Raw genomic sequence first — 22,496 nt, forward strand, 5'->3', positions numbered from 1 at the left:
TGGTCTCACTCCTATCTCTCAATTACGCGCCACTCAACTTTCTGACCAACGTAGCCGCCATTAGCTTCAACGTTCTGCTCTCTGCCTCAAACCTGTCATCTAGAGCGCGTATTACCTGCGCCCTGTCAGAAATATAGCCAGCCAAAAAAACTGATTCAATAGATTCAATTGCATGAATGACAACCGACTCCTCTCCAGCTTTCAGAAGCATGAGCAAAACGTACAGCGCCCGCTCATCATTCGAATCACCGAGAGACTCCGCGCACCTACCTCGCCAAGCTTCAGACTTCGTCAGAAGAGCCGATTCAAGTTTGCTCCAGCTTGAATTATCAAACTGAGAGATCTTGGAGGCCGCGATATCAACCCCTACATCCGACCAGTAATCTTCTGACCCTATGGAACCCAGCAAAAACTCATATTCCTTAAACATATTTCACCTATTATAAGTAAAAAAGAGGTCGGACCCTGAGGGATCCCATATTTTTAAAGAGCAACGCTGCTGAACTCTGAAAAACGCAAGCGCCCCTCAGGGTCTGCCCCCTATATTCTCTATTTTCCAGAGACTTCCACCCCGTTTTTCTTTTGGACCATTAACTCACAGAGGTAAGGCTACCCCCCTCACTGATCATTATTTCCTCTGGAATTTTATCACAGACAAAAAGTTCATCACCTAAGTTTAATATGCATAGACAAAAACCGTTATCAAACGAGAGAGCAACGCCTATCACTACGTCTTCCGCCAAGGACTGCACAAGCGATGCTGACACTAACCTCCTCCCTACAACATCGGAAAAATAAAGCTCATCAGAGATACAAACAAGAGAAAATAGGCGTCAGACCATCACTCTTCCAATATTTTTAAAGAGCAACTCTATCAAACTCTAAAAACGCAAAATCGTGGTCTCCCCCCTATTTTCCTTCGAGGGCAAATTAAAAGCTATGCTGATTAAATTTACTAAACCATCCAATCCACCTCAAAATCAACTAGCTGAGCCTGAAGCCCTGCCTCATACTCGAACCAGTAGTCAAACCCTTCAACATCACTTTTCTTCAAGTAAAGATAATACCCACCACTGTCGCCATCACGGTCGCCCGCAACAACAATTTCCCAGCCCGAATATTCACCAGTGACAACAATACCCTTCCGAACGATAGTCATATCTATATCCCAGTCCGCATAGGGAACATGATTGTTAGAAATATATTTTCCACTCAGAGGGTCTTTAACTCCGTAATGTACATGCGAAACTCCCGGGGCGAGTAAAATCGGGGTCAGCCCACCATTTTTTTCTATAACTTTAAATAGCAACTCTGTTGAACTCTAAAGAACACAAAAGCGTGGTATGCCCCCTATTTTCCAACTACTGCGAGCGATCGGTGAAGTCGCCAGCCAAGCGTATACCGCGCAAGCCACCACGGAGCACGCGGCGCAGCGGCTGGAGCAGCCGGCGCAGTGGCGGGTGAGTGTCTCCAAAGGGTAATGATCGCCCAATTGTTTTGCCGAATGAGTACATTTCCTACAACAAGCCCTGAAACAGGAAAGTCCGAGGCGACAGCGCCTTGCTCCCTTGCCTACGCTTGCGTCAGAATCCGCCGGCTTGTGCGCTTGAGTGGGCGTCTCTAAGGTTGCTCGGTCGCTGAAAACTCAGTGATCGGGTTTAGTAGCCTGGGGTTATTCCAATCAGTGCATAAGCTTCATCTGTCGGGCGACAACGTCCGTGCTTTATGGTGGCTGTGTGCAGGGCGTCCTCGGGCGCGCCGGCTTTCTTGGAATTCCCCGGTCTACTAACCTGCGCACAGCTGCCACCCCTTAGTTTAGTAGCTCAGAGGTGGCGGCCCTAAAGTGGGAAATTCCAAGTATGTTCAAAGTCACGCCTAATCCTCCAAGTAAGCCCGACCTGAAACTCAATCAGGCGGCGCATCGCGCCATAGATCACTACCTCAATCCAGAAACGGCTGCACCTCAGCCGCCGCTGGGTTTATTCAGTGTCGCCCCCGACACCAGCTCCGAAACCCTGATCACCAACAGCTACGAAACCTTTTCCTCAGTCAGCGCCTTGCTGCTTGACCTGTCCGAGGACCTGACCGGGAAACCACGCGATGTAGCGCTGGCAATACACCAGTTGAGTGAGTTGGGGGTGTTGCTGATGGACAAGCTGATGGAGCGGGAGGCAGCAGTAGCGGGCAGCTAAGCCTTTAACGCAGTACCGAGCCGTCGTAACGCCCAACGGCGGCTCGTTGTTTTTGCTATTGGGCTGTGCCGTGTCAACATATAGCCTGGTACTAATAACTTTTAGACCTGCGTAAAGAAACGATGACGTGGCAACGGAAAAAACAAAGAAAGCACTGTTGTATTCGGCGTGGGGGAATACTGTTTTGGCTTAATAGGGGTTTTGGTCAAGCAAGCATTAGAGGAGCCACCTCCGCCCAGAGGGAAATAAGGGGCAGACCACCATTCTTTATATTTTCAAAGAGAAACTCTGCTGAACTCTAAAAAACGCAAAAACGTAGTCTGACCCCTATTTTCCCTTCGTTTTTCATGTTACCTCTAGCCGCCCCGCAACATTAAATTTTAATTACTCTTCAGACTCGCAATTTAATAAGACACACACACCATCCTCTTTTCCGACGAGACTTATTGGTTTCTTAGTCGCCCCCCCATCAACGGAAATTTCGACCATGAAATTTTGATTTTCAAAGGTCTTCAATTCCTTAATTAGTTGAGAAATAGTTTTCCCACGCGTCACCCAATCTGGGACTTTAGATTCACTCACATCAATCACCTATGCGCTCCATATTCACATCAAACGTTCCGGTTCTTGTTTCTCTAGAGCCAAGATCCTTAACCGACTTAGCTGCTTTCCAAGCCCCGCCGTTATGGCCGTCTAGAACTCTAGGAAAGAAATAGGAAAGAAATAGGGGTCAGACCACCATTCACATGTTTCGAAGAGCAATTTTGATTACCTTTACAAAACCGTGGTCTGACCCCTATTTCTGGGGTCAGACCACCATTATTCCTATTTTTAAAGAGCAACTCGGCTGAACTCTAAAAAATTCAAAAACGTGGTCTGACCCTTATTTTTCATCACAGAAATATTAGGATTCGCGCTCTCTGCAAAGTTTTGAAAAACGACCCCGCCTGTCGCTTTTGCACCATTAAATCAGGCCAATATTTCGCAACATCCCCTCACTTACAAACTCTAGCCCACCAACTTCCACCTTGGATCCGTCTATGTAATGGGAATGACCACAGACGTCACATTGGTAAGCCAATAGCCCGTTATGCCTACCTATAAAGACGCGCATACCAGTAGACTCACACCTAGGGCATTGCTTATCAACTTCAACAGTTATCAATGCCTCGATTGTATCGCGTAGAAATCGTGCTATAGACTCAACGTCCTTAGACTGACATCCCAGAATGACCTTTTTGAAGCGTGTTATATCACTAGGTAAAAATGACGAATAATCAACAGGCATCAAACTTTCATTTACATTTGAAAACTCATCGATTCCATAACTCAAAAACGGCTCAAAAGTAAAATATTTATAATTACCTCTAACCCACAAAAGAATAACCCCAAGAACATCTCTTAAAGATGACTCTTCACTAAGCAGCATCACAGCTAACTGAAGCTCACGCCACACATGCACAGGGAGAGACCTCATTAGTTCACCACCTTAACCGGGAAGGTACTTATCAAGTTACCGGCCTTATCAGTGAACACCTTTATCACTGAAGTAGGAAGACCTCCATCTTTCAGCGTAGTAGTACCAATAATCCTTCCCGTGTCAACAGTCCTTACAAACTGACCACCTGGCAACGCAGTAACTGGCGATTTAACGACTGAGCCGCTCTGAAGGATCCCCTTCAGCTCATTTGGAGTAATAGTGAACACAGAACGTGTATTGGCGACTGCTACGTTGAAATGGCCTTCCAGAACATGATCAAAGCCCGCAGATACTGGCTTACCATTATCACGAAGCGGAGTGGTTTCCGTGCGACCATTGGCAATATTTATCCGAGACTGTACTCGGCCTGGGATCTGAGTTACAGCTTCGCCTGTCGCTTTTGGACCTAAAGCTTCCGAAGCCTGCTTAGCCTCCTTATTTGTCTTATCGACAGGTTCCGCAAGGGGTCGAGGAGCCTCTGAATCCGAGCCCTTCCCGCCCTTGCCTTTGCGTGCAGGCATCACCCCAAACAAAACACTGGCAAGCAGCTCGCCACCGCCAATCAGATATTTGTCGTTTTCAAACGCAGGATTTAATTCAGTGCCTTCTATAACTTGGGCGACCTTTTGCCCTACGAAAGCGCTTGCCCTGTCCATATTGTCTGAAATTACCTGCCCCGCCTCAGTCCCCTCTACGGCCTTCATTACAATAAATTGAGCAACCCCTTTTGGCCCTTGAGCAGCAGCCATAACATAGGCTATCGCTTCGGCACTTTCAGGGTGAGCGTTTTTATAAGCCTGTATCGCACCCAGCTGAAGAATGACATCGTGAAGCTCACCAATCCCGGTCGGATTGACCTCCTGCGTTTTCAATACGATTGCCTGGGGATCGGGTACATAAGTGCTCGACTCAAGCAACTGCTTGGCACCTTCAAGAACGCGAGGTTCGATCCCGTTTAACGACGCCACGCTCCCGAGAACGCTATCAATAAACTCAGGGTCTCCCATCTTCGCCATAGCAGCTTTGGGCTTCATTCCAGAGAGTAACAGCGCTTCCAGCGTGCTTTCCGCCAAGTCTTTACCGGCCATGGCTTCTGCGCGAGCATCCATGGGGCGGCCCAACATGGTATCCACGCGATTGACCACCGCATTCAGTGCCCCCGCCGCCTTGTTGAAGTTGTCCAGGGCGGTTTTGTTGTAGTTCAATAGTCCGTCAGACCACTGCTTCAGCGTTTCTCCCGGTTTAAGCACTGAATCAATCGAGGAACTGCTTGCATACAGATCGGTGCGTTTCTCTTCATCCTTAGTGATTTCATAGGCCTTGCCCACGTCGCGGTTCAAACCGGTCGTGGAGTCAGCACCTGTTTCGGCATCCTTGCGTACAACGATCTCACCGGTCCCTACGGTTGCACGGACAATCTGCTCACGGTCTTTTTCGTAGTTCCATCCTTCAACGCTCCAACCCGTCTTGCCTTCCTTGCCCTTACCTGTCTGGCTACTGTCTTGTACGGTGTTGCCTTTGCTGTCACTGCTCCCGGCTTTGTAGGTTCCGCCCACGTTCAGGTAGTAGCCGTGCTCTTTGTCCTGCCCCGCAATATCGCTGAAGCCCAGCGTACCGGTGTCCAGTTTAAGGTTGCCGTTGTCGGCGGCAATGACGGCACCGTCGATCTGGGTGTGGTTCTCGGTACGAATATCGACTTTGTTTTTGCCAGTGATGCTGGTTTGCTCTTCAACCCAGTCGGTCTTGCCGGTGGTTTGGCCATAGCCGACCGAACCGCTGACACCCGCTCCCGGGCCGATGGTAGCCGTAACGCTAATGTCAAACTCTTTGCCCTTGACCTTGCCGGTATCAGCCACCGAGGAAACGTTGAGGTTGCCACCGACACGGCCTAGCACTTCATCACCCCGTAGGTTGGCACCGCCGATGTTGGTGTCCTTACCGCTGTTGAACCCCAGGCGGTCGCCTGCGTAGAGGTATGCCTCTTGTTGACGTTGGCCTTCTCGTTCCAGGTTGCCTTTGCCCAAGCTCACACTGACATAGACGCCGATGCCATCGGAGCCAAAGGTAAGACCCGCCTCCCCGCCACCACTGTGGCGATTGTTCTCGCTGGTGCTGTCGTTATGCGCCGAACGGATATTCAAATCCTTGCCGGCATTCAGCTCAATATCTCGTTGCGCCTTGGCCTGTGTACCAATCAGGTTGAGGTCATTACTTGCCTTGAGGTTGATATCGCGACCAGCATCAAGTTGCGTAGGCGTAGAGGTGCCCTGGGCACTGTCGCCCGTGGCGGTGCCATAACTGCCGCCGACACCGACCTTGATCCCGCCACTGGTGCCGCCATGAATACCGCCCCAACTCTGGGTGTTAGTGGTTTGCTCACTGACACTGCCTTTGGCGATATCAAGGGTCACGTCGCGACCTTTAATGTTGATGTCGCGACCGGCGCCCAATTGGCTACCCTTCACCACCACGTCGTTGCCAGCGTTAAGGTTGAGATCTTTGCCGGCATTGAGCGTCGAGGACCGGTTGGTCTGCTCAATTACTTGCTCGCTGGAGCTCTGCTTGCTGTTGCCAAACTTCACATCAGCTGTCGGGCCATTGACGAACTGAGCGACGCCATCAATCGCTTTAAGGGTACTGGAACCCTTGCTGACATTGTCCTCGCCCTTCCCCGCTCCACTCACCGCGTCCTTGGTATTGGCGTAGTTGTGGTTGATCGAAGCACCCAGGCCATCGCTCTCTTTTTGTCGCAGTTGCTCGGTGAGCGTGCTTTCACGCGCTGCATCGATGTTGATATTTCTCCCAGCCGTCAGGTCAATATCATTAATCGCATTGAGGTCGGAGCCGCGTTGGTTAATATCGCGTTTGGCGTTGATCGCAACGTCCTGACCGGCACTGATCTGGCTGCCTGCGGCGGTCTCGTGTTCCAGGCGGTCTTTTTTCGTGGTGCCTTCGGTGCCCGCAAAGACGCTGAAGCCATTGCCGTTACTGGAAATACTTGAGCCGGTCTGTTTTTTCTTCTCCCAGCTGTGTTCGCTGCTGGTGTTCTGAGCCGCGACTACGTTGACGTCGCGACCTGCATCCAGACTGACGTTGCGCCCGGCACTGATGCCGCTGCCTATCAGGTTGATGTCGCGTTCGGCCTGCAAGGTGGCGTCACGGTCAGCACTGACCTGGCTGCCCACGCTGGTACTGCTCTGCGCTTCACGCCCAGCCTTTTTCGCCGAAGAGATCGCTACCGAAGTCGGCCTCTCCACATAGCCAAATTTCTTTTTGTATTCCTCGCTGCGGCTGTAGGCGGTGTCATTTGCCGAAACCAAGTTGATGTCGCCGGTGCTGTTCACCAGACCTGCGCGCAGCTCGGTGTCGTTCTCAGCCCTGATCTCACTCGCACGCAACCGCACGTCATTACCCGCAGCCACCACCACGTCATGGCCCGCTTCCAACTCGCTGCCGACTTGGCTGGCGGTGGTTTTCAGCTGGCTCTTGCCGCTTTTGGAGAGCCCGAGGAACCCGGACTTGGTCTTCTTGCTGTACGAGCCATGCTCCTCGACACCCGATAGCACGGCGATATCGCCCGTGGCGCCCAGCAACATGTCGCCGCCGGCCTTCAGCTGGCTGCCGATTACGGTGACGTCACGTCCGCCTTCGATGTTCATGCCGCCATCAGCTTTTTTGCTGGCATTGAGGGTGAGGTCTTTGCCGGCTTCAACCACGGAGGCGACGTTGGTGCTGTCGTAGCTTTCGCGTTGTTCGCTTTTGCTGCGACCGAACGAGCCTTTGCTCTTTTTCGAGTAGAACGATGCGTCTTCGTCCATGGCCGACAGGATGCTCAGGTCTCGCTGTGCATCCAGGGCAACGTTACCGCCGCCTTTGACCCGGCTGGCGGTCAACTCCAGGTCCTTGCCGGCATTCAGCGAAACGTCGCCGCCTGCTGTGATGATGCTGGAGACTTGGCTGATGTGGTCTTCGGTACTCGTGACCTTTCTGCTCTTGCTGGTGGAGTGTTCCTCATCCGCTGCAGACGACACGCTCAGGTTCTCGGTGGCCGAGATGGCGAGGTCACGTTTGGCGTCGATCAGGCTGGCGATGGCCGTGAAGTCACGCCCGGCCGCAACGTTCAGGTCACGCCCGGCTTCTACGCTGGAGCCATTTTGCGTAGTCGTCTGCGAACGCAAGAACTTGCCTACATCGACGTTGACACGCTGCTCTGCCGAATCGATGTGTACGTCACGCCCTGCGGCGATGGTGGTGTCTCGCCCACTTTTCAGCACACCACCAACGTTATTGAAGTCGCGGCCGACCTTGAAGCTCAGGTCATTGGCCGCCTCGATGCGCGCAGCGCTGTCGGCGTAGTCACGGGTCACCGATTTACCCGTGCTGTTGTCAATCGTGGTCACGGTGCGTTCGTTGATCACGTCACCCTTGATCGCCGTCAGGTTGACGTCGCGGCCGGTGATGATGCCGCTGGATTTGTTGATGATGTTGTTGCCGGCCAGCAGGTCCAGGCGATTGCCCGCTTCGATCAGGCCGCTGTTGGTCAGGTCGTTGCCGGCCTTCGCCGACAGGTTGTTGGTGGCGCGAAGGGTACCGGCGTTGAGCAGGTCTTCCCCGGCGATCAGGTTCAGGTCGTTACCCGCGATCAATGCACCATTCGGTGCCAGGCGGTTGTCGGCCTGGGCCAGGTACAGCACCGGCACCAGGACTTTTTCACCATTGACCTCATGTTCTTCAAGCCAGACGATGTCGTGGGTCAGCGCGGCGACCTGTTGCGAGGTCAGGGTGACGCCCACCGTCAGGTTCAGCTGTTGCCTGCTGGCCAGGGCGTTGTCCATCAGGTACTTGAACAACTTTTCGTTGGTGTTCTGGCCGTCGATAAAGCGTTGGCCGGTGCGTTCGACCACGGCCTGTTGGATCAGGCGCTGTTCATACAGGCCGTCGCCCAGGCGCTTGGCGCTTTGGTCGGGGTTGTAACCGAGGCCCGCCAGCAGGTAGTCCGAACTCATGAACTGCTTGATTTCAGTGAGTACCGGGTTGGTCTCGATCAGGTATTTATGCGGTTGTGAAACGGCGCTGCTGGTCGGTACGCCTTGTACGCGATTGATGGTTTGGCTCGCGACCGGGGTCGGCTGCTCGGCGGCGTCAATCGGTTGGGCGACAACCATCGCCGGGCGGGTTCCCGCGTCCAAAGGGAGTGGATTGACAGCAACGGGTGTAGTCGGAACAAACGCTGTCAGCACCGGCGGTTTGATGTCAGGACGAGATGTAGCGGTCTGGCTGCTGGTGGCGGCAACGACGCGCTCGGCTGTGGCCAGGCTCGGCACCGTCAGGTCAGGACGAATAACCTCGGCCTGATTGGCGGTGACTTTGACGTCACGGTCCACAACGGCCAGGCTCGGCACCTTCAAATCAGGCTGAGCAGTGCCTGTGCCGGAGGGTGCCGTGACCACGATGCGCGCATCACGCTCGGTCGGAGTCAGTGCCGGCAGGTCAAGGTTCGGCCGTGAAATATCAACCGAGGGCTGGCTGCCGCTTGCCGGGTTTTGGGTGCCAACACCCTCGATACGGGTGATTTCACCTACGGTGGTGTGCCCCGGCTGCCAGGTGCCAGTGTCCGCATTACCGGCGCCAACGACGTTGATCACGCTGGCGCTGGCATTGATTCCGCTGGCCTCACGCGCCGTCACTGAAACCTGGCGGGCACTGGCGGACATCTGCCCGACGTCTTCCAGCTGGATCTTGCGTCCCTGGGTGTCGGGCACCGGTTGTTGACGTTGCGCCAACCCCACACTTGCCCCTCCGAGCATCCAGCTCTGAGGGCCGGTACTACCCTGGGCGACCTGGCCGTCGCTGGCGCCCTGCCCGCTCAAGCGGAACAAACCGTTTTGCCCAGTGGGCAAGCTGAAGCCTGGCAACGTCACCGGGTTGACCTGACGCTGGGCCAGGTCCGGTGGCAGTTGCGAGGTAATCACCGGTTTGACGGTAGAGGCAAATACATCCGAATTGGTGTTGCGGTTTTGCGCAGGGGCTTTGATGTCCGTGGCATTTGCGCGAATGACACTGTTGTCGATCTTACGGGTCGCATTGACCGTTACCGAGCCGGCGGCCTGGATGACTGCCTGGGCAATGACACTGCCGGAAGTCGGTACGACATAAGAGGTGGTATTGAAGAAGTTGCCGATACCGGCCATGACCTTGTCGAGGGTCATTTCACCTGGGCGATAGTTTGCCGACGCGGGGTTACCCGTATCGTTAAGCTGGCCCATGCGATTGATGAAGGTGCTATAGAAACTACGGTTGCGGGTGTAGAAACCCGAGGTCATGTGACGCTCTTCGCCACCGGCCGCACCCTGGTTGTTCAGCACATCGGTGTTGACCAGGATATTGCCCGCAGCGGATACCGAGCTGTACAGGTTATCGAACGTGCTGCTGCCGACTGTCAGATCTGCGCCGGCATTGATAAACGCCGTGGCGGAACTACCGGTGATGACATCTTCGGATTTTTCGACCGCGTTGAAATACAACTCGCAGCCTTTGCCTTTGCAGTAGTCGTTGGAAAAGATACTGATGTTGCTCGAGACTACTTTTTTCTCGGTGCTGAACTGATCCCGACGGTTATTCACGTTGTCCGCGAGCAAACGCATGTTGCCAGCGCTTTCCATCGTCCCGGAGACGTTCTCGATCAAGCTGCTGCGATTCCCCGCATCATCCCATGCGATGTCCAGGCCACCGAGGCTATAGACGTCGCCAAATCGGTTGCTGAAGTCATTGCCCCGCAAGGTCATGTCGCTGCCGCTGAAGAGCAGCCCCTTGTCATTGAGCAAGTGGGCGGCGTTCAGGCGAACTTTTTCCGTGCCCCCCAAAGAGCCGTAGTTGTTCAAGGTGGTGGCGTTGATCGTCAGGTCACCGATTGAACTCACGCGCCCTCGGTTATTCACTGTGGCGCTGTTGATCCCGGTAGTGGCACCACCGGCAATACGGCCGCCATCGCTCAGGTCCAGGCTGGCGCTGGTCAGAGTCATGCCGCCCACGCTGCTGAGCCGGCCGTTGCCGCTGTAACCCCCGGCCAATTGCAGCGCCAGGCTGCCATCACTGGCAATCGAACCATTGTTCGCCCAGTTGCCACCGCTGCCTTCCAGATGAGTAGAGGCCAGGAGTTGCCCGGTTCCGGTCTGAATGAGGCTGTTGACGTTGACTGTCAATCGCCCGGCCTGGATCACACTGCTGTTGGTCCAGGTGTCAGCTGCCAGGGTCAACCCACCCTGGGTGACGACACTGCCACCGGCATTGATGAGGTTCGCGGTAGCAATATCAAACGTCCCGGTGCCGCTGTGTAACAGGCTGCCGCCCTGGTTCTGGAAACCTGCGGCGTTGAGGGTCAGGTCGCTGGTGCGAGTCTCCAGGCGACCGTTGCGGTTGTCGAACACGCCACCGACCTGGAAGTCGGTCTTGCCGCCGCTACCCATGGCGCGCAATTGGCCGCCCTGGTTGTCGAGGCTGCCGGCTCGCACGTTCAGCACGGTGTCGCTCTCGATAATCCCCGAGTGGTTGCTGAGTTGGCCGTTGAGGCCCAGTTCAACTCGGTTCGCCGCCACTTGCCCGGCACTGTTATCCAACCCCGTACCGCCGATCCGCAGCAGGTCCTTGGCGTACAGGCCGCCGTAGGCGTTGGCGAAATAATTGGCGTTGACCACTGCGTCGCCGTTTTGTGCAGCGATACGGCCGTGCTGGTTATCAACGCTGCCGGCGATCAGGTTCAAACGCTGGCCTTGAATCACGCCAGCCTTGTTGGCCTGGCTGTAGCCGTTCAGCAGCCTGTCACCGACGTTGACGTCCAGCAGGCCCTTGAGGCTGGCGAGTGTGCCGCCCTGGTTATTCAGGGTATTGGCCTTGGCACTTACGTCACCGCTTTGCGCCAACACCTTGCCGTCCTCGTTATCGAGTTCGCCGCTGACGTCCAAACTCAAACCACTTTGGCCCTGCACCACGCCTGCACGGTTACTCAGGCTAACGGCCTTCACTTGCAGGTCTGCACCTTGGCTGTAGATCAACCCATCGGCGTCGTTTTGCAGGACGCCGGTGCTGGTGATTGCCACACGGTCCTTGCCGGCGATGGTGCCGCGCTGGCGGTTGTCGATGCCGCCGGCGAGTAAGGTCAGCAGGCCCTGGCTGGCAATCTGGCCGCCCTGGTTGTTGACCTGGGCAGCGCGCTGCAGCAACAGCGGGCCGGCGCTGGCCAGTTTGCCGTTGGTGTTGTCGAGGGTGCTCAGCAGGTTCAGGGTCAGGCGGCCATTGCTGGCGAGCGTGCCGCCCTGGTTGTGCAGGTCAGTGCCGGTCACGGCGAGCGCCTGCTGCGCATTGACGGTGCCGGCCTGGTTGTCCAGGGTGGTGGCTTGCAGGTCGAGGTCGGCGCCGCTGTCGATCAGGCCGCCGTTGGCGTTGTTCAGTACACCGCTGATGACGAGGCTTTGCCCGGCGCCGCTGGAAAGGATACCGGCGCTGTTGTCGAGGCTGGCAGCACGCACGCTCAGTTGCCCTTGGCTGACCAAGGCGCCGGCACCGCTATTGAGCAGTTCGCCGGTAAGCCCTACATCGACGGCCCCGCTGCGGCTGGACAAGGTGCCGTTGCTGCGGTTGTCGAGGCGGCCGCCATTGACGTTCAGGCCCTGCCAACCGGAAACCAGGCCGTTCTGATTGAGCAGGTTGGCCGCGTTGACCGTCAGCACTTGGCTGCTGATCAGTTTGCCGCCGCTGTTGTCCAGGGTGCCGGTGCTCAGGGCCAGGTTTTGCTGGCTGGACAGTTCGCCGTTCTGGTTGTTGAAGGTGCGCAGACGGTTGAGGGTCAGCGGGCCTTTGGCGAGGATCAAGCCGTTACGGTTGTCCAGGTCGTTGTTGTTCAGGTCCAGGGTGACGCGTTGTTCACCCATCACGCGACCACCTGAGAGGGTCAGTGCGCTCAGGTTCAAGTCCATCGCACCTTTGGCGGAGACCTCACCACCGTTGCCAGTATTAAGACTGGCGGCACTCAGGTTGAGGCTGCCCTGGCTGTTGATCAGGCCGGCAGCGCTGTTGTCCAGCGCCATGGCGCTGAGGCTCACGCCTGCCGTACCGAGCAAGGTACCGGTCTGGTTATTCAGATTGGCGCTGTTCAGGGTCAGCACCTGGACGGCGCTGATCAGGCCTTGGTCCTGGTTGTTGAGCAGGCCGTCGCTGGTCAGTTGCAGGTCGCTGCGACTGGTCAGGGTGCCGCCCCGGTTGTCCACGGAGCCGGCCCGCGCGTTGAGGCTGGCGGCGCCGATCAGGCCCTTGAGGTTGGCCAGCGCCTGGTTGAGGCGCAGCGTCAGGCCCTGGTTGCTCAGCAGCTTACCGTTACTGTTATCCAGGCTTTGCGCGGCCAGCGTGAAGGCTTGGGCGCTGGAGATTTCGCCGTTCTGGTTGCTGACAGCCGCGAGGTTGTTGAGCAACAGCGGGCCGGCGGCGTTGATCAAACCGCCCTGGTTGTTCAACTGGCCGTTGTTCAGGTCGAGGCTCAGGCTGGTGTTACTGAAGAGTTTACCGCCCTGCTGGTCCAGGCCCGTGACGCTGGCTGTGAGCGCCTTGGCGCTGCCGATGCTGCCACCGTTGTTCACCTGGCTGGCGCTCAGGTTGAGGGTATCGCCGCTGTTGAGGCGTCCGCCCTGGTTATTCAGCAAGCCGGTGGTCACCGCGACTGCCCCCTTGCCGCTGATGCTGCCTTGCTGGTTACCCAGGCTGGCGCTGCGCAGCACCAAGGCGCCGTCGGTGACCAGCTCACCGCTCTGGTTGTTCAGTGGGCCCGTGACCCCGACGCTCAAACCTTGCGCGCTGGATAGACTGCCCTGGTTGTTAGTGAGGCTACGAGCCTTGACGTCAAGGGTGCCTTCACTGCTCAGCAAACCCTGGCTGTTGTCCAGGTCACCGACCAATTCCACCAGCAGCGGTTGTTGGCTGAGGATCTTGCCGCCGCTGTTATCCAAGCCGGTACCCGCCAGCATCAGGCGCTGACCGTTGAGTTGACCACCGTGGCGGTTGAGCAGTTGGTCGACGGTGAGGTTCAGGCCAAGCGCCGCGAATACCTGGCCGTTGTCGCTGTTATCCAGACGCTGGCCGGTCAGGGTGACGTCAGCGTTGCTGGTCAGTTCGCCGGCGCGGTTGTCTGTTGTCGCCACGTCGAGTTTCAGCGCTTTTGTGGCACCTACCAGGCCGCCACGGTTATCGAGGCTGGCGCCGCTGACGTGCAAGGTGTCGGTGCCGATCAACTGGCCTTTCTGGTTGTCGAGGCGGTTCGCGTTGACCGTCAGTTCGGCCTTGCCGGCGATCTCGCCGCCACGGTTGTCCAGGTTGGCGGTGGCCAGTACCAAGGTGCCGTCACCGGTCAGCGTGCCGCGCTGGTTATCAATCAGGTCGCTGGCGCTGATATCCAGGCCGCCACGGCTGCTGACCAGGCCGTCGGTATTGTCCAGGCTGAGGCTGCGGCTGCTGAGGCCGGCACTGCTGATACGGCCTTTGAGGTTGGCCAGGGTCTGGTCGATGCGCAGGGTCAACGCCTGGTTGCTGATCAGTTTGCCGTTGCTGTTGTCCAGGTTGCGGGCGGCCAGGGCGAAGGCATTCTGGCTGGAGATCTCACCGCTCTGGTTGTTGACGTTACCGAGGTTTTTCAGCACCAGGATCGGCGCGTTGATCAAACCGGCGTTGCTCAAGTCACCGTTATTCAGATCCAGGTTCAGTTGGGTATTACTGAACAACTCGCCGCCCTGCTGAGTCAGGCCGGTGAGGTTGGCGTTCAGGGTGCCGGCGCTGGCAATGCGGCCACCGTTGCTGACCTGCGCCGCCTTGAGGTCGAGGCTGTCGGCACTGATCAAGCGCCCGCCCGTGGTGTTGTTGAACAGGCCGGTGTTCAGCGTCGCGGCGCCCTGGCTTTTGAGCAGGCCCTGCTGGCTGTTGTCGAGGCTGGCGCTGGTCAGGCCGAGGGCCTGGGCGGTCTCGATGGTACCGCCCTGGTTGAGCAACTCGCTGGCGCTGGTGATGTCCAGCGTACCGGCGCTGGAAACACTGCCGCCGGTGTTGTCGATACGTTGGCCGAGCAGTTGCAAGGTACCTTCGCTGCTGATCTTGCCGTGGCTGTTATCCAGCCCCGCCGCCGCCTGAATCGCCAGCGCGCGCTGGCCGGCAAAGGTGCCTTGGGCGTTGTCCAGGCGCGTGCCGGTAAAGCGCGCGTCCTGGGCGAACACCAGCCCCTTGGCCTGGTTGATCACCTGGGCCACGGCCACTTGCAGGGCAGTTCCGGCCAGCAACTTGCCGCCGCTGTTGTCGAGGCGCTGGCCGCTGAGCTCGGCATCTATCTGGCTGGAGATTTCACCGGCCCGGTTATCGACGCTGCCGACCTTGAGTTTCAGCGCTTTTGTGGCCCCTACCAAGGCACCGTCGCGGTTATCGAGGGTGCTACCGATGAGGGTCAGATTGCCTTGGGCAACCAACTCGCCACCTTGTTGAGCCAAGACACCGACGCTGGCGTCCAGGTCGGCCTGGCTGGCGATACGCCCTTTGGCGTTATCGGCGCTTTCCAGTGCCAGACGCAGCGGTCCTGAGGCACTGACCAGGCCACTCTGGTTGCTCAGCGACTGGCCGGTGATGCCCAGGGCCTGCTTGCTGTTGAGTACGCCCTCGCGGTTGTCCACCTGGCTGAGGTACAGGTTCAGGTCCTGGTTGGCGCGGATCACGCCGGCGCGGTTATCCAGGCTGTTGCCTCGCACAGTCAGCAGGTTTTGCCCGGAAAGACGCCCGCCACGGTTGTCCAGGCTCGCCGCCTCAATAGCCATGATGCCTTTGGCCAGCACACTGCCCTTGGCCTGGTTGTCGAGCAAACCGTCGACCTTCACGGTCAGGCTGCCATCGCTGACCAGGCTACCGGCCTGGCTGTTGTCCAGGCTCGCCGACGTGACCTGGAGACGCCGGCCGCCACCGACAGTGCCCTCCTGGTTGTTCAATGCGCCCTGGATCGCCAGATCGAGGCTGACATCGCCCATCACCTGACCCTTGTGGTTGTTCAAGGTCAGGGCGTTGACCACGCTGGCGCCGGCGCTGGAGACTTCGCCGTCGGCATTCAGCAGGTCACCGGCCAACGTCAGGTTCAGATCTTTCGAGCTGCTGAACAGCCCTTCGCTGTTGTCCAGGCTCGCCGCTTGAGCCGTCAGCCCGGCCGCTGAAACCTGGCCTTTGAGGTTGATCAACGCATGATCGATATCAAGGCTCAGCGCCTGGTCACTCAGCAGTTTGCCCTCGGTGTTGTCCAGGCTTTGCGCAGCCAGGGCGAACGCTTGCTTGCTGGAAATCTCGCCGCCCTGGTTGGCGACACTCGACAGGTTCTTGAGCAGCAGCAGCCCAGGCGTGCTGATCAGACCCGTGGCGTTGTTCAGGTGGCCCTTGTTCATGTCCAAGGTCAGGGCGCCGGTGCTGTAAAGCTGGCCGCCGCCCCGCTGGTCAAGGCCGGTAATGCTGGCGGTGAGGGCGTTGGCGCTGGCGATGCGACCCTCCCCACGGTTGTCCACCTGCCCCGCTGTCAGGTTGAGGCGCTCGGCACTGGTCAGCCGCCCGCCTTGCTGATTATTGAAGGTACCGGTGGTGACCTGCACGGCACCGTCACCGATGATTTTCCCGCCCTGGTTGTCGAGGCTGGCGCTGGTCAAGGTCAAGGCGGCGGCGCTGAGCAGCGCGCCTTGCTGGTTATTCAAGTGGTCGCTCAAGGTCAGGGCGAGGTCGCGCTTGGCGTATACGCTGCCCTGGCCGCTGTTATCCAATTGCGCGGTGTTCAGGTTGATCGATTGCTGCCCGGAGATGATGCCCTTGAGCTGGTTGGCCAGGCGCTGCAAGGTCAGCTGCATGTCGCCATTGGCCAGCAGGCGCCCGCCAGCGCTGTTGTCGAACTGGTTGCCGGTGAGCGTCAGGTCGGTGACGCTGGAGACCTCCCCAGCGCGGTTATCCAGGCTGTCCACCGCCAGGGTCATGGCCTTGCCTGAATTGAGCAGGCCGCCGTTGCGGTTATCCAGCGCGGTGCCATTGACCTGCAACTGCCCCACCGCCGCGACGCTGCCGCCACGGTTGTCGAATTGGCCGATGCTCAGGGCAAGGTCGCTCTTGCCGGTAATGCGGCCTTTGGCCTGGTTATCCAGGCTGGCAGCCGTCAATTGCAGTTGCGCGCTGGCGGCAAACAGCCCGGCCTGGTTGAGCAACTGACCGCTGATCAAGGCCTTGAGGGCACCGTCGCTGGTGAGCTTGCCCTGGGTGTTGTCAAGGCTGGCGGCGGTCAGGTCCAGGGCCTGGCCCGTGACAAGGCGGCCATTGCGGTTGGATACCGCGCCCGAGTGGTTAAGGGTCAGCAGCGTGTCGCCCTGGACCAGGCCGCGGCTATTGTCCAGCGACGCCCCCGTCAGGGTGGTGCTTGCACCAAGGATTTCACCCTGGCGGTTGTCCAGTAGCGCCTCGACCTGTGCCGTCAGGCTGTCGCGCACCTTGAGCGAGCCATCGGTATTCACCAGGCTATTGGCGCGCAAGTCCATCCCGGTAGCGGATACCAGCCCCTTGGTGTTGTCCAGGGCCTTGGCAATACGCACGACCAGCGCTTGCTCACTGAGCAACTTGCCGTTGCGGTTGTCCAGGCTGTCGGCGGTGAACGTCAGCGCCTGGGTGCTGGAGATTTCCCCGCCCTGGTTATCGACACTGGCCAGGTTGTTGAGCAGCAGCGCACCCGGTGCGTGGATCAAGCCGCCTTGATTGTTCAGATGGCCATGGTTGAGGTCCAGGCTCACACCCGCCTGGCTGTAGAGGCGGCCGTCGTTGTGCTGGTCGAGGCCTGTCACGGAGGCGGTGAGTTGCTGCTGGCTGGTGACACGCCCACCGGCGCTGTTGTCCACCTGCCCCGCCGTGAGCACAAGGGTGCCATCGCTGTTGAGCGTGCCCTGAGCGTTGTTCAATGCACCGCTGACCGCCAGTCCCAGCTGGTCCTTGGCATAGAGGCAGCCCTTGGCGCTGTTGTCGACGCTGGCGGCGCTCAGTTGCAGGTTAGCGCCAGCCGTGAACAGCCCGGCCTGGTTGAGCAAGTGCCCGGCAATACGCGCCGTCAACCGCGCATCGCTGGTCAACTTGCCGCCGCTGTTATCCAGGCTGGCAGCCGTGATATCGAACGCCTGGGCGCCAAACAGCGTGCCCTGGCGGTTATCCATGGCCCCCAGGCTGTTCAGGTTCAGCGTGGCATCGCCTTGCAGCAACCCCAGGCGATTGTCTAGGGAGCCCACATTGACCGAGGCGACGCGCGCAAGCAGTTTACCGTTGCGGTTGTCCAGCGCACCGTCGACCTGCAACGCCAGGCCTTCAGTCGCACTGAGCGTGCCCCCGAGGTTGTTCAGGCTGCCGGCGCGCAGGTCCAGCGCCTTGGCGGACAGCAGGCCCTGGGTGTTCTCCAGGGCACGCGCAATACGCAGGGTCAGCGCCTGTTCACTGAGGACCTTGGCGTTGCTGTTGTCCAGCGTATCGGCGGCCAGGGTAAACGCCCGGCTACTGGAGATTTCCCCGCCCTGGTTGGCGACGCTGTTGAGGTTGCTCAGCAGTAATTGCCCCGGTGCGGTGATTGCACCGCCCTGGTTGTTCAGGTGACCGCGATTGAGATCCAGGCTGACGTCGCCCTGGCCGAACAGGCGGCCGTCGTTGTGCTGGTCCAGCCCGGTCACGCTGGCGTTCAGCGACTGCCCACTGCTGATACGCCCAGCGTCGCTGTTGTCCACCTGGCCAGCCTTCAGGTCCAGTCGGACGTCACCGCGCAAGCGACCTTGCTGGCTGTTGTTCAGGGCACCGTCCAGCGCCAGGTCGAGATTTCCGTTTGCGTACACGTTGCCCTGGCGGTTATCCAGGGTCACCGCGTTGACTTTCAACACACCGACCGTCCCGAGATTCCCGTTGCGGTTATCCAGCGTGGTGCCGGCAAGGGTCAGGTCGGCTTTACTGCTGACTCGTCCCTGGCGCTGATTATCAAGACTGCCCAGGTTCAGGCTGAGGTTATCGGTGGCGGCCAGCAAGCCTGCCTGGTTGAGCAAATACCCGGCGATCGCGGCGGTCAGTGCGCCGTCGCTGGTGAGCGTGCCTTCGGTGTTATCCAGGCTGGCAGCATTAAGGGTGAAGGCCTGACCGGCCGCCAGAGTACCCTGCTGGTTGGTCACTGCCGTGCTGCGCAGTGCAAGGGTACGGTCGCCTTGGGCGCGTCCCCCCCTGTTGTCGAGCGAGCCGGCGACCAACCCAAGATCATTCGCCAGCAACTCGCCGCTGCGGTTGTCCAACACCCCATCGACGCTCAGGTTCAAGGCGTCACGGGCACTCCACTTACCGCCCTGATTGCTCAAGCTGCCCGCTCGGGCCTCCAGGCTCGTGGCCGACACCAGCCCCTTGGCGTTCTCCAGCGCGTGGGCGATACGCAGGGTCAAAGCCTGCTCGCTCAAGACCTTGCCTCGGGTGTTATCCAGGCTGTCCGCTTGCAGGCTGAAGCCCGTGGCACTGGAAATTTCGCCGTCGTGGTTGTCGATGCTGTTGAGATTGCTCAGCAGTAACGACCCCGGTGCGTTGATCAACCCACCCTGGTTATTCAGATGGCCGCGATTGAGGTCCAGGCTCAAGTCGCCCTGGCTGTAGAGACGACCATCGTTGTGCTGGTCCAGGCCGGTCACATTCGCGCTGAGGGCCTTGCCATTGATGCGCCCGCCGGTGCTGTTATCCAGCAGCCCGGCGCGCAGTTGCAGGGTGCCGCCGGCGCTGAGTTGGCCGCCCTGATTGTTAAGGTCGGCGCTGTTCAGTTGCAGGTCGGCACCTGCGGTAAACAGCCCGCTCTGGTTGAGCAGGTTACCGGCAATGGCGGCGGTCAGCGCAGCGTTGCTGGTCAGTTTGCCCGAGGTGTTGTCGAGACTTGTCGCGGTGAGTTCCAGCGTCTGGGTGCTTGCCAGAGTGCCATTGCGGTTACCGAGGGCGCCGCTGTTGATCTTCAGCAGATTGTCGCCCTGCACCCGACCCTGGCTGTTGTCCAGCAAGCCTGCCGTGAGCCGCACATCACGGCCCAGGATTTCACCGCTGCGGTTATCCAGTGTGGCGTCGACGCCGAGGGTCAGGCCGTTCTGGGCCACTAAATGGCCAACGCCGTTGTCGAGATTGCCCGCGTGCACCTGCAGCGATGCCGCACTCACCCGGCCTGCTGCATTATTCAACGCACGGGCGACGGCCAGCGTCAGCGACTGCTCACTCAAGACCTTGCCGCCGCGGTTATCCAGGCTGTCGGCTTGCAGCGTGAAGCCGGTGGTGCTGGAGATTTCCCCATTGCGGTTATCGACAGTGCTGACGTTGTTCAGCAACAGCTGGCCAGGCGTGCCGATCACGCCATCGTGGTTGTCCAGGTGCCCACGGTTGAGGTCAAGGCCCATCCCGGCCTGGCTGGAGATACGACCGCCGCCGTTGTTCAGGCTGCCCACACTGAGTTGGCTCACGCCGGCGCCGCTGACGCTGCCGCCACGGTTATCCAGAACCCCCGCTACCCGTGCGTTCAGCGCATCACGGCTGCTCACGCTGCCGTTCTGGTCATTGACCAGGCCAGCCGCGTCGATCTGCAGGCCGGCGGCCGTAATCAGCCCGGCGCTGTTATTCAGCACCTGGGCAATCTGCAGGGCCAGTCCCTGGTCGCTCAACAGCTTGCCGGCAGCGTTATCGACAGTGCGCGCTGCGACGCTAAATGCCCGCGCACTGGAAATTTCCCCTTGGCGGTTATCCACGCTGTCGAGGTTATCGAAGGTCAATTGCCCAGCGGCATTGATCAGCCCGCTGCGGTTATCCAGATGGCCCCGGTTGAGGTTCAGGCGCAGATCGGTGTTGCTGTAGAAACGGCCACCGTCATGTTGATCGAGGCTGCCGAGGTTCGCACTCAAGCCCTGGGCGCTGGCGATCCGGCCACCGACGCTGTTATTCACCGCGCCCGCCGTCAGGTCCAACGCCTGGCTGCTGGTGAGCACCCCACCCTGCTGGTTATCCAGCGCACCGGCCTTGATCTTCGCGTTGCCGGTGGATTCGATTCTTCCCTGCTGCTGGTTGGCCAGGGCGCCGCTCAGTTCAACCGCGAGCGTACCTTGGCTGGTCAGCACGCCCTTTTGACTGTTGTCCAGTGAAGCGGTATTCAATTGCGCGGCTTGGTGCGCGGCGATCCGCCCCGCCTGGTTGTTGATGGCTCCGCTCGCATTCAGGCTCAAGGTCTGCCCCGCCGACACCAGGCCCGCCACGTTATCCAGCGTCGCCAACTGCAAGCTGGCCTGGCCAAGGCTCGACAGTTCGCCGTTGCGGTTGATCAACTGGCCGACGGTTGCCGTCAATTGCCCGTTACTGGTCAGCAGGCCGCCCTGGCTGTTGAGGAACTGACCCGCGTTCACGCCGAGACTGCCGGCGCTCAGAATCCGCCCCTGATTCTGGTTGTCCAGGTTCGTAGCGGTCAGTTGTGCATCGCGCTGAGCGCTCAGCGTGCCACCCTGGTTGACCAACTCACCCGCGTTGATGGCCAGGTCACGGCTGGCGATCACCGTCTGGCCGTGGTTATCGATGGCTTGCGCGGTCAAGCGCACATCGCCCTGGGCGTTGCGGCTGTTGTCGGCGTTGACGCCTGCTTCGATAATCCCGTTGTTCGTCAACCGCCCGGCAGCGTCCAGCGTGATGCTGTCCTTGGCAGCCAGGGTTTGTTGGCTGGTCAGTGCGCCTTGGGTTTTTACCGACAGATCAGTACCGGCGTAGACCGCCCCCTTGGCTTCCAGGCTGGCCGCTTTGACAGCGACAGCAGTGCCTGCGGTGGTCGTGCCCATCACCACATTGCCCGCCGCATCAATCTGAATATCACCACCGGCAACCATGTCACCCGACAACCGCACGCCCACGCCGGCCTCGGTGCCGATCAGCTTGACCGCGCCTACATACATCCCGCCGAGCGCCGACGAGTCGACAGCCAGGTCCGGTGCCTGGCTGCCATCCGCTGCGCGCGCGGTGGCATTCAAGGTGCGTGCATCCACATCGTTGCGACCGGCGACGATGGTGAGTTTTTTCGCCTGGATCTGCGCGTTGATGGTGGTGGCGCGGGTGATGATTTCGAACTGGTCGACGTTACTCGCATTCAGGCCGGCGCCTTCGATGGCGACGTTGCCTTGGTCGACCTGATAACGGTTGATCTGGCCGTTTTCGATCACGGCCTTGCCGGTGGTCAAGGTGGCTTGCGGCGTGTTGATAAAACCGCAGCCATTGCAGCTGATGCCATACGGGTTGGCGACGATGACATGGGCCGACTGCCCCGCCACTTCGGTGTAGCCGCGCAGTTGGCTGGGGCTGCCACCGTTCACCTCGTTGAGGATGATGTTGGCGGCACTGCCGTGAAAATTCGGGTTGCCGACGATGATGCCGCCGAGCTGGGTGGACTGGGTGCGGTCGGTGGCGTTGTTGAGGATCACCCCATTGGCACCGACGTTGTAATCATGGAACTGGTTGTGCGACAGCCCATTGGCGTTGGGTGCGGCGATATTGACGATCGGCACGCCATTGCCCGCTTGCCCGAGCGTGGTGCCGGGTGCACTGACCACGATACCGTCCGCCTGGGCCAGCAGCGGTTGCCAGAACATGGCGTTGGCCAGGATCAATGCCAAACCGCGCTTAGGCAGCCCCAGGAAGTGGGAACGGTTTTCTACGGCAGCAGAAGGCTGACGCGCGAGGAAGGCGAGCTGACGAACGTCCATGTAGTGTCTCGGAGCCCG

Annotated in this window: 7 protein-coding genes and 1 pseudogene; 2 read left to right on the forward strand and 6 right to left on the reverse strand. The window is 58.9% G+C overall.

The window, feature by feature from the left end; translation table 11 throughout:
* Positions 1-22: 22 nt before the first annotated feature.
* Both M5B97_RS20395 and M5B97_RS20400 read right to left on the reverse strand, forming a co-directional pair.
* Positions 23-430 carry a HEAT repeat domain-containing protein gene (locus M5B97_RS20395; RefSeq protein ID WP_248732488.1) on the reverse strand — a complete coding sequence of 136 codons (408 nt, stop codon included), beginning with the start codon at positions 428-430 and terminating at the stop codon, positions 23-25.
* A gap of 525 nt (positions 431-955) precedes the next feature.
* The gene (locus tag M5B97_RS20400) at positions 956-1,309 is read right to left on the reverse strand and encodes a hypothetical protein (protein ID WP_248732489.1); all 354 of its coding nucleotides are present in this window, start codon (positions 1,307-1,309) and stop codon (positions 956-958) included.
* 34 nt (positions 1,310-1,343) lie between these two features.
* Between M5B97_RS20400 and M5B97_RS20405 the strand changes: the two genes are divergently transcribed.
* Together M5B97_RS20405 and M5B97_RS20410 are read left to right on the forward strand one after the other, a co-directional pair.
* Positions 1,344-1,481, forward strand: a complete 138-nt coding sequence (locus M5B97_RS20405; protein ID WP_248732490.1) for a hypothetical protein — start codon at positions 1,344-1,346, stop codon at positions 1,479-1,481.
* A gap of 378 nt (positions 1,482-1,859) precedes the next feature.
* Entirely contained in the window at positions 1,860-2,192 is a 333-nt protein-coding gene (locus tag M5B97_RS20410; RefSeq protein WP_244383549.1) for a DUF6124 family protein, read from the forward strand.
* A gap of 384 nt (positions 2,193-2,576) precedes the next feature.
* On the opposite strand, the gene M5B97_RS20415 is transcribed toward M5B97_RS20410, so the two are convergent.
* The 4 genes and pseudogenes from M5B97_RS20415 to M5B97_RS27655 all read right to left on the reverse strand — a co-directional run bounded on the left by M5B97_RS20415 (position 2,577) and on the right by M5B97_RS27655 (position 22,478).
* Positions 2,577-2,783 (reverse strand): hypothetical protein, encoded by a 207-nt coding sequence (locus M5B97_RS20415; protein ID WP_248732491.1) that lies wholly within the window; start codon positions 2,781-2,783, stop codon positions 2,577-2,579.
* A pseudogene (locus M5B97_RS27730) lies at positions 2,776-2,836 on the reverse strand (hypothetical protein); the annotation flags it as partial. The pseudogene M5B97_RS27730 and the gene M5B97_RS20415, both read right to left, overlap by 8 nt.
* Before the next feature lie 320 nt (positions 2,837-3,156).
* The gene (locus M5B97_RS20420) at positions 3,157-3,669 is read right to left on the reverse strand and encodes a hypothetical protein (RefSeq protein WP_248732492.1); all 513 of its coding nucleotides are present in this window, start codon (positions 3,667-3,669) and stop codon (positions 3,157-3,159) included.
* Positions 3,669-22,478, reverse strand: coding sequence for a hemagglutinin repeat-containing protein (locus M5B97_RS27655; RefSeq protein WP_283101070.1), 18,810 nt, complete (start codon positions 22,476-22,478; stop codon positions 3,669-3,671). Before M5B97_RS27655 ends, M5B97_RS20420 begins: the two co-directional genes overlap by 1 nt.
* Between the last annotated feature and the right edge of the window lie 18 nt (positions 22,479-22,496).

The organism is Pseudomonas sp. MWU13-2517, assembly GCF_023242545.1.
GTDB lineage: Bacteria > Pseudomonadota > Gammaproteobacteria > Pseudomonadales > Pseudomonadaceae > Aquipseudomonas.

Bases quoted from the DNA above. Each gene is read 5' to 3' on its own strand.
- M5B97_RS20395 (WP_248732488.1), bottom strand. From the start codon at position 430: ATGTTTAAGGAATATGAGTTTTTGCTGGGTTCCATAGGGTCAGAAGAT.
- M5B97_RS20405 (WP_248732490.1), top strand. From the start codon at position 1,344: ATGCCCCCTATTTTCCAACTACTGCGAGCGATCGGTGAAGTCGCCAGC.
- M5B97_RS20410 (WP_244383549.1), top strand. From the start codon at position 1,860: ATGTTCAAAGTCACGCCTAATCCTCCAAGTAAGCCCGACCTGAAACTC.
- M5B97_RS20420 (WP_248732492.1), bottom strand. From the start codon at position 3,669: ATGAGGTCTCTCCCTGTGCATGTGTGGCGTGAGCTTCAGTTAGCTGTG.
- M5B97_RS27655 (WP_283101070.1), bottom strand. From the start codon at position 22,478: ATGGACGTTCGTCAGCTCGCCTTCCTCGCGCGTCAGCCTTCTGCTGCC.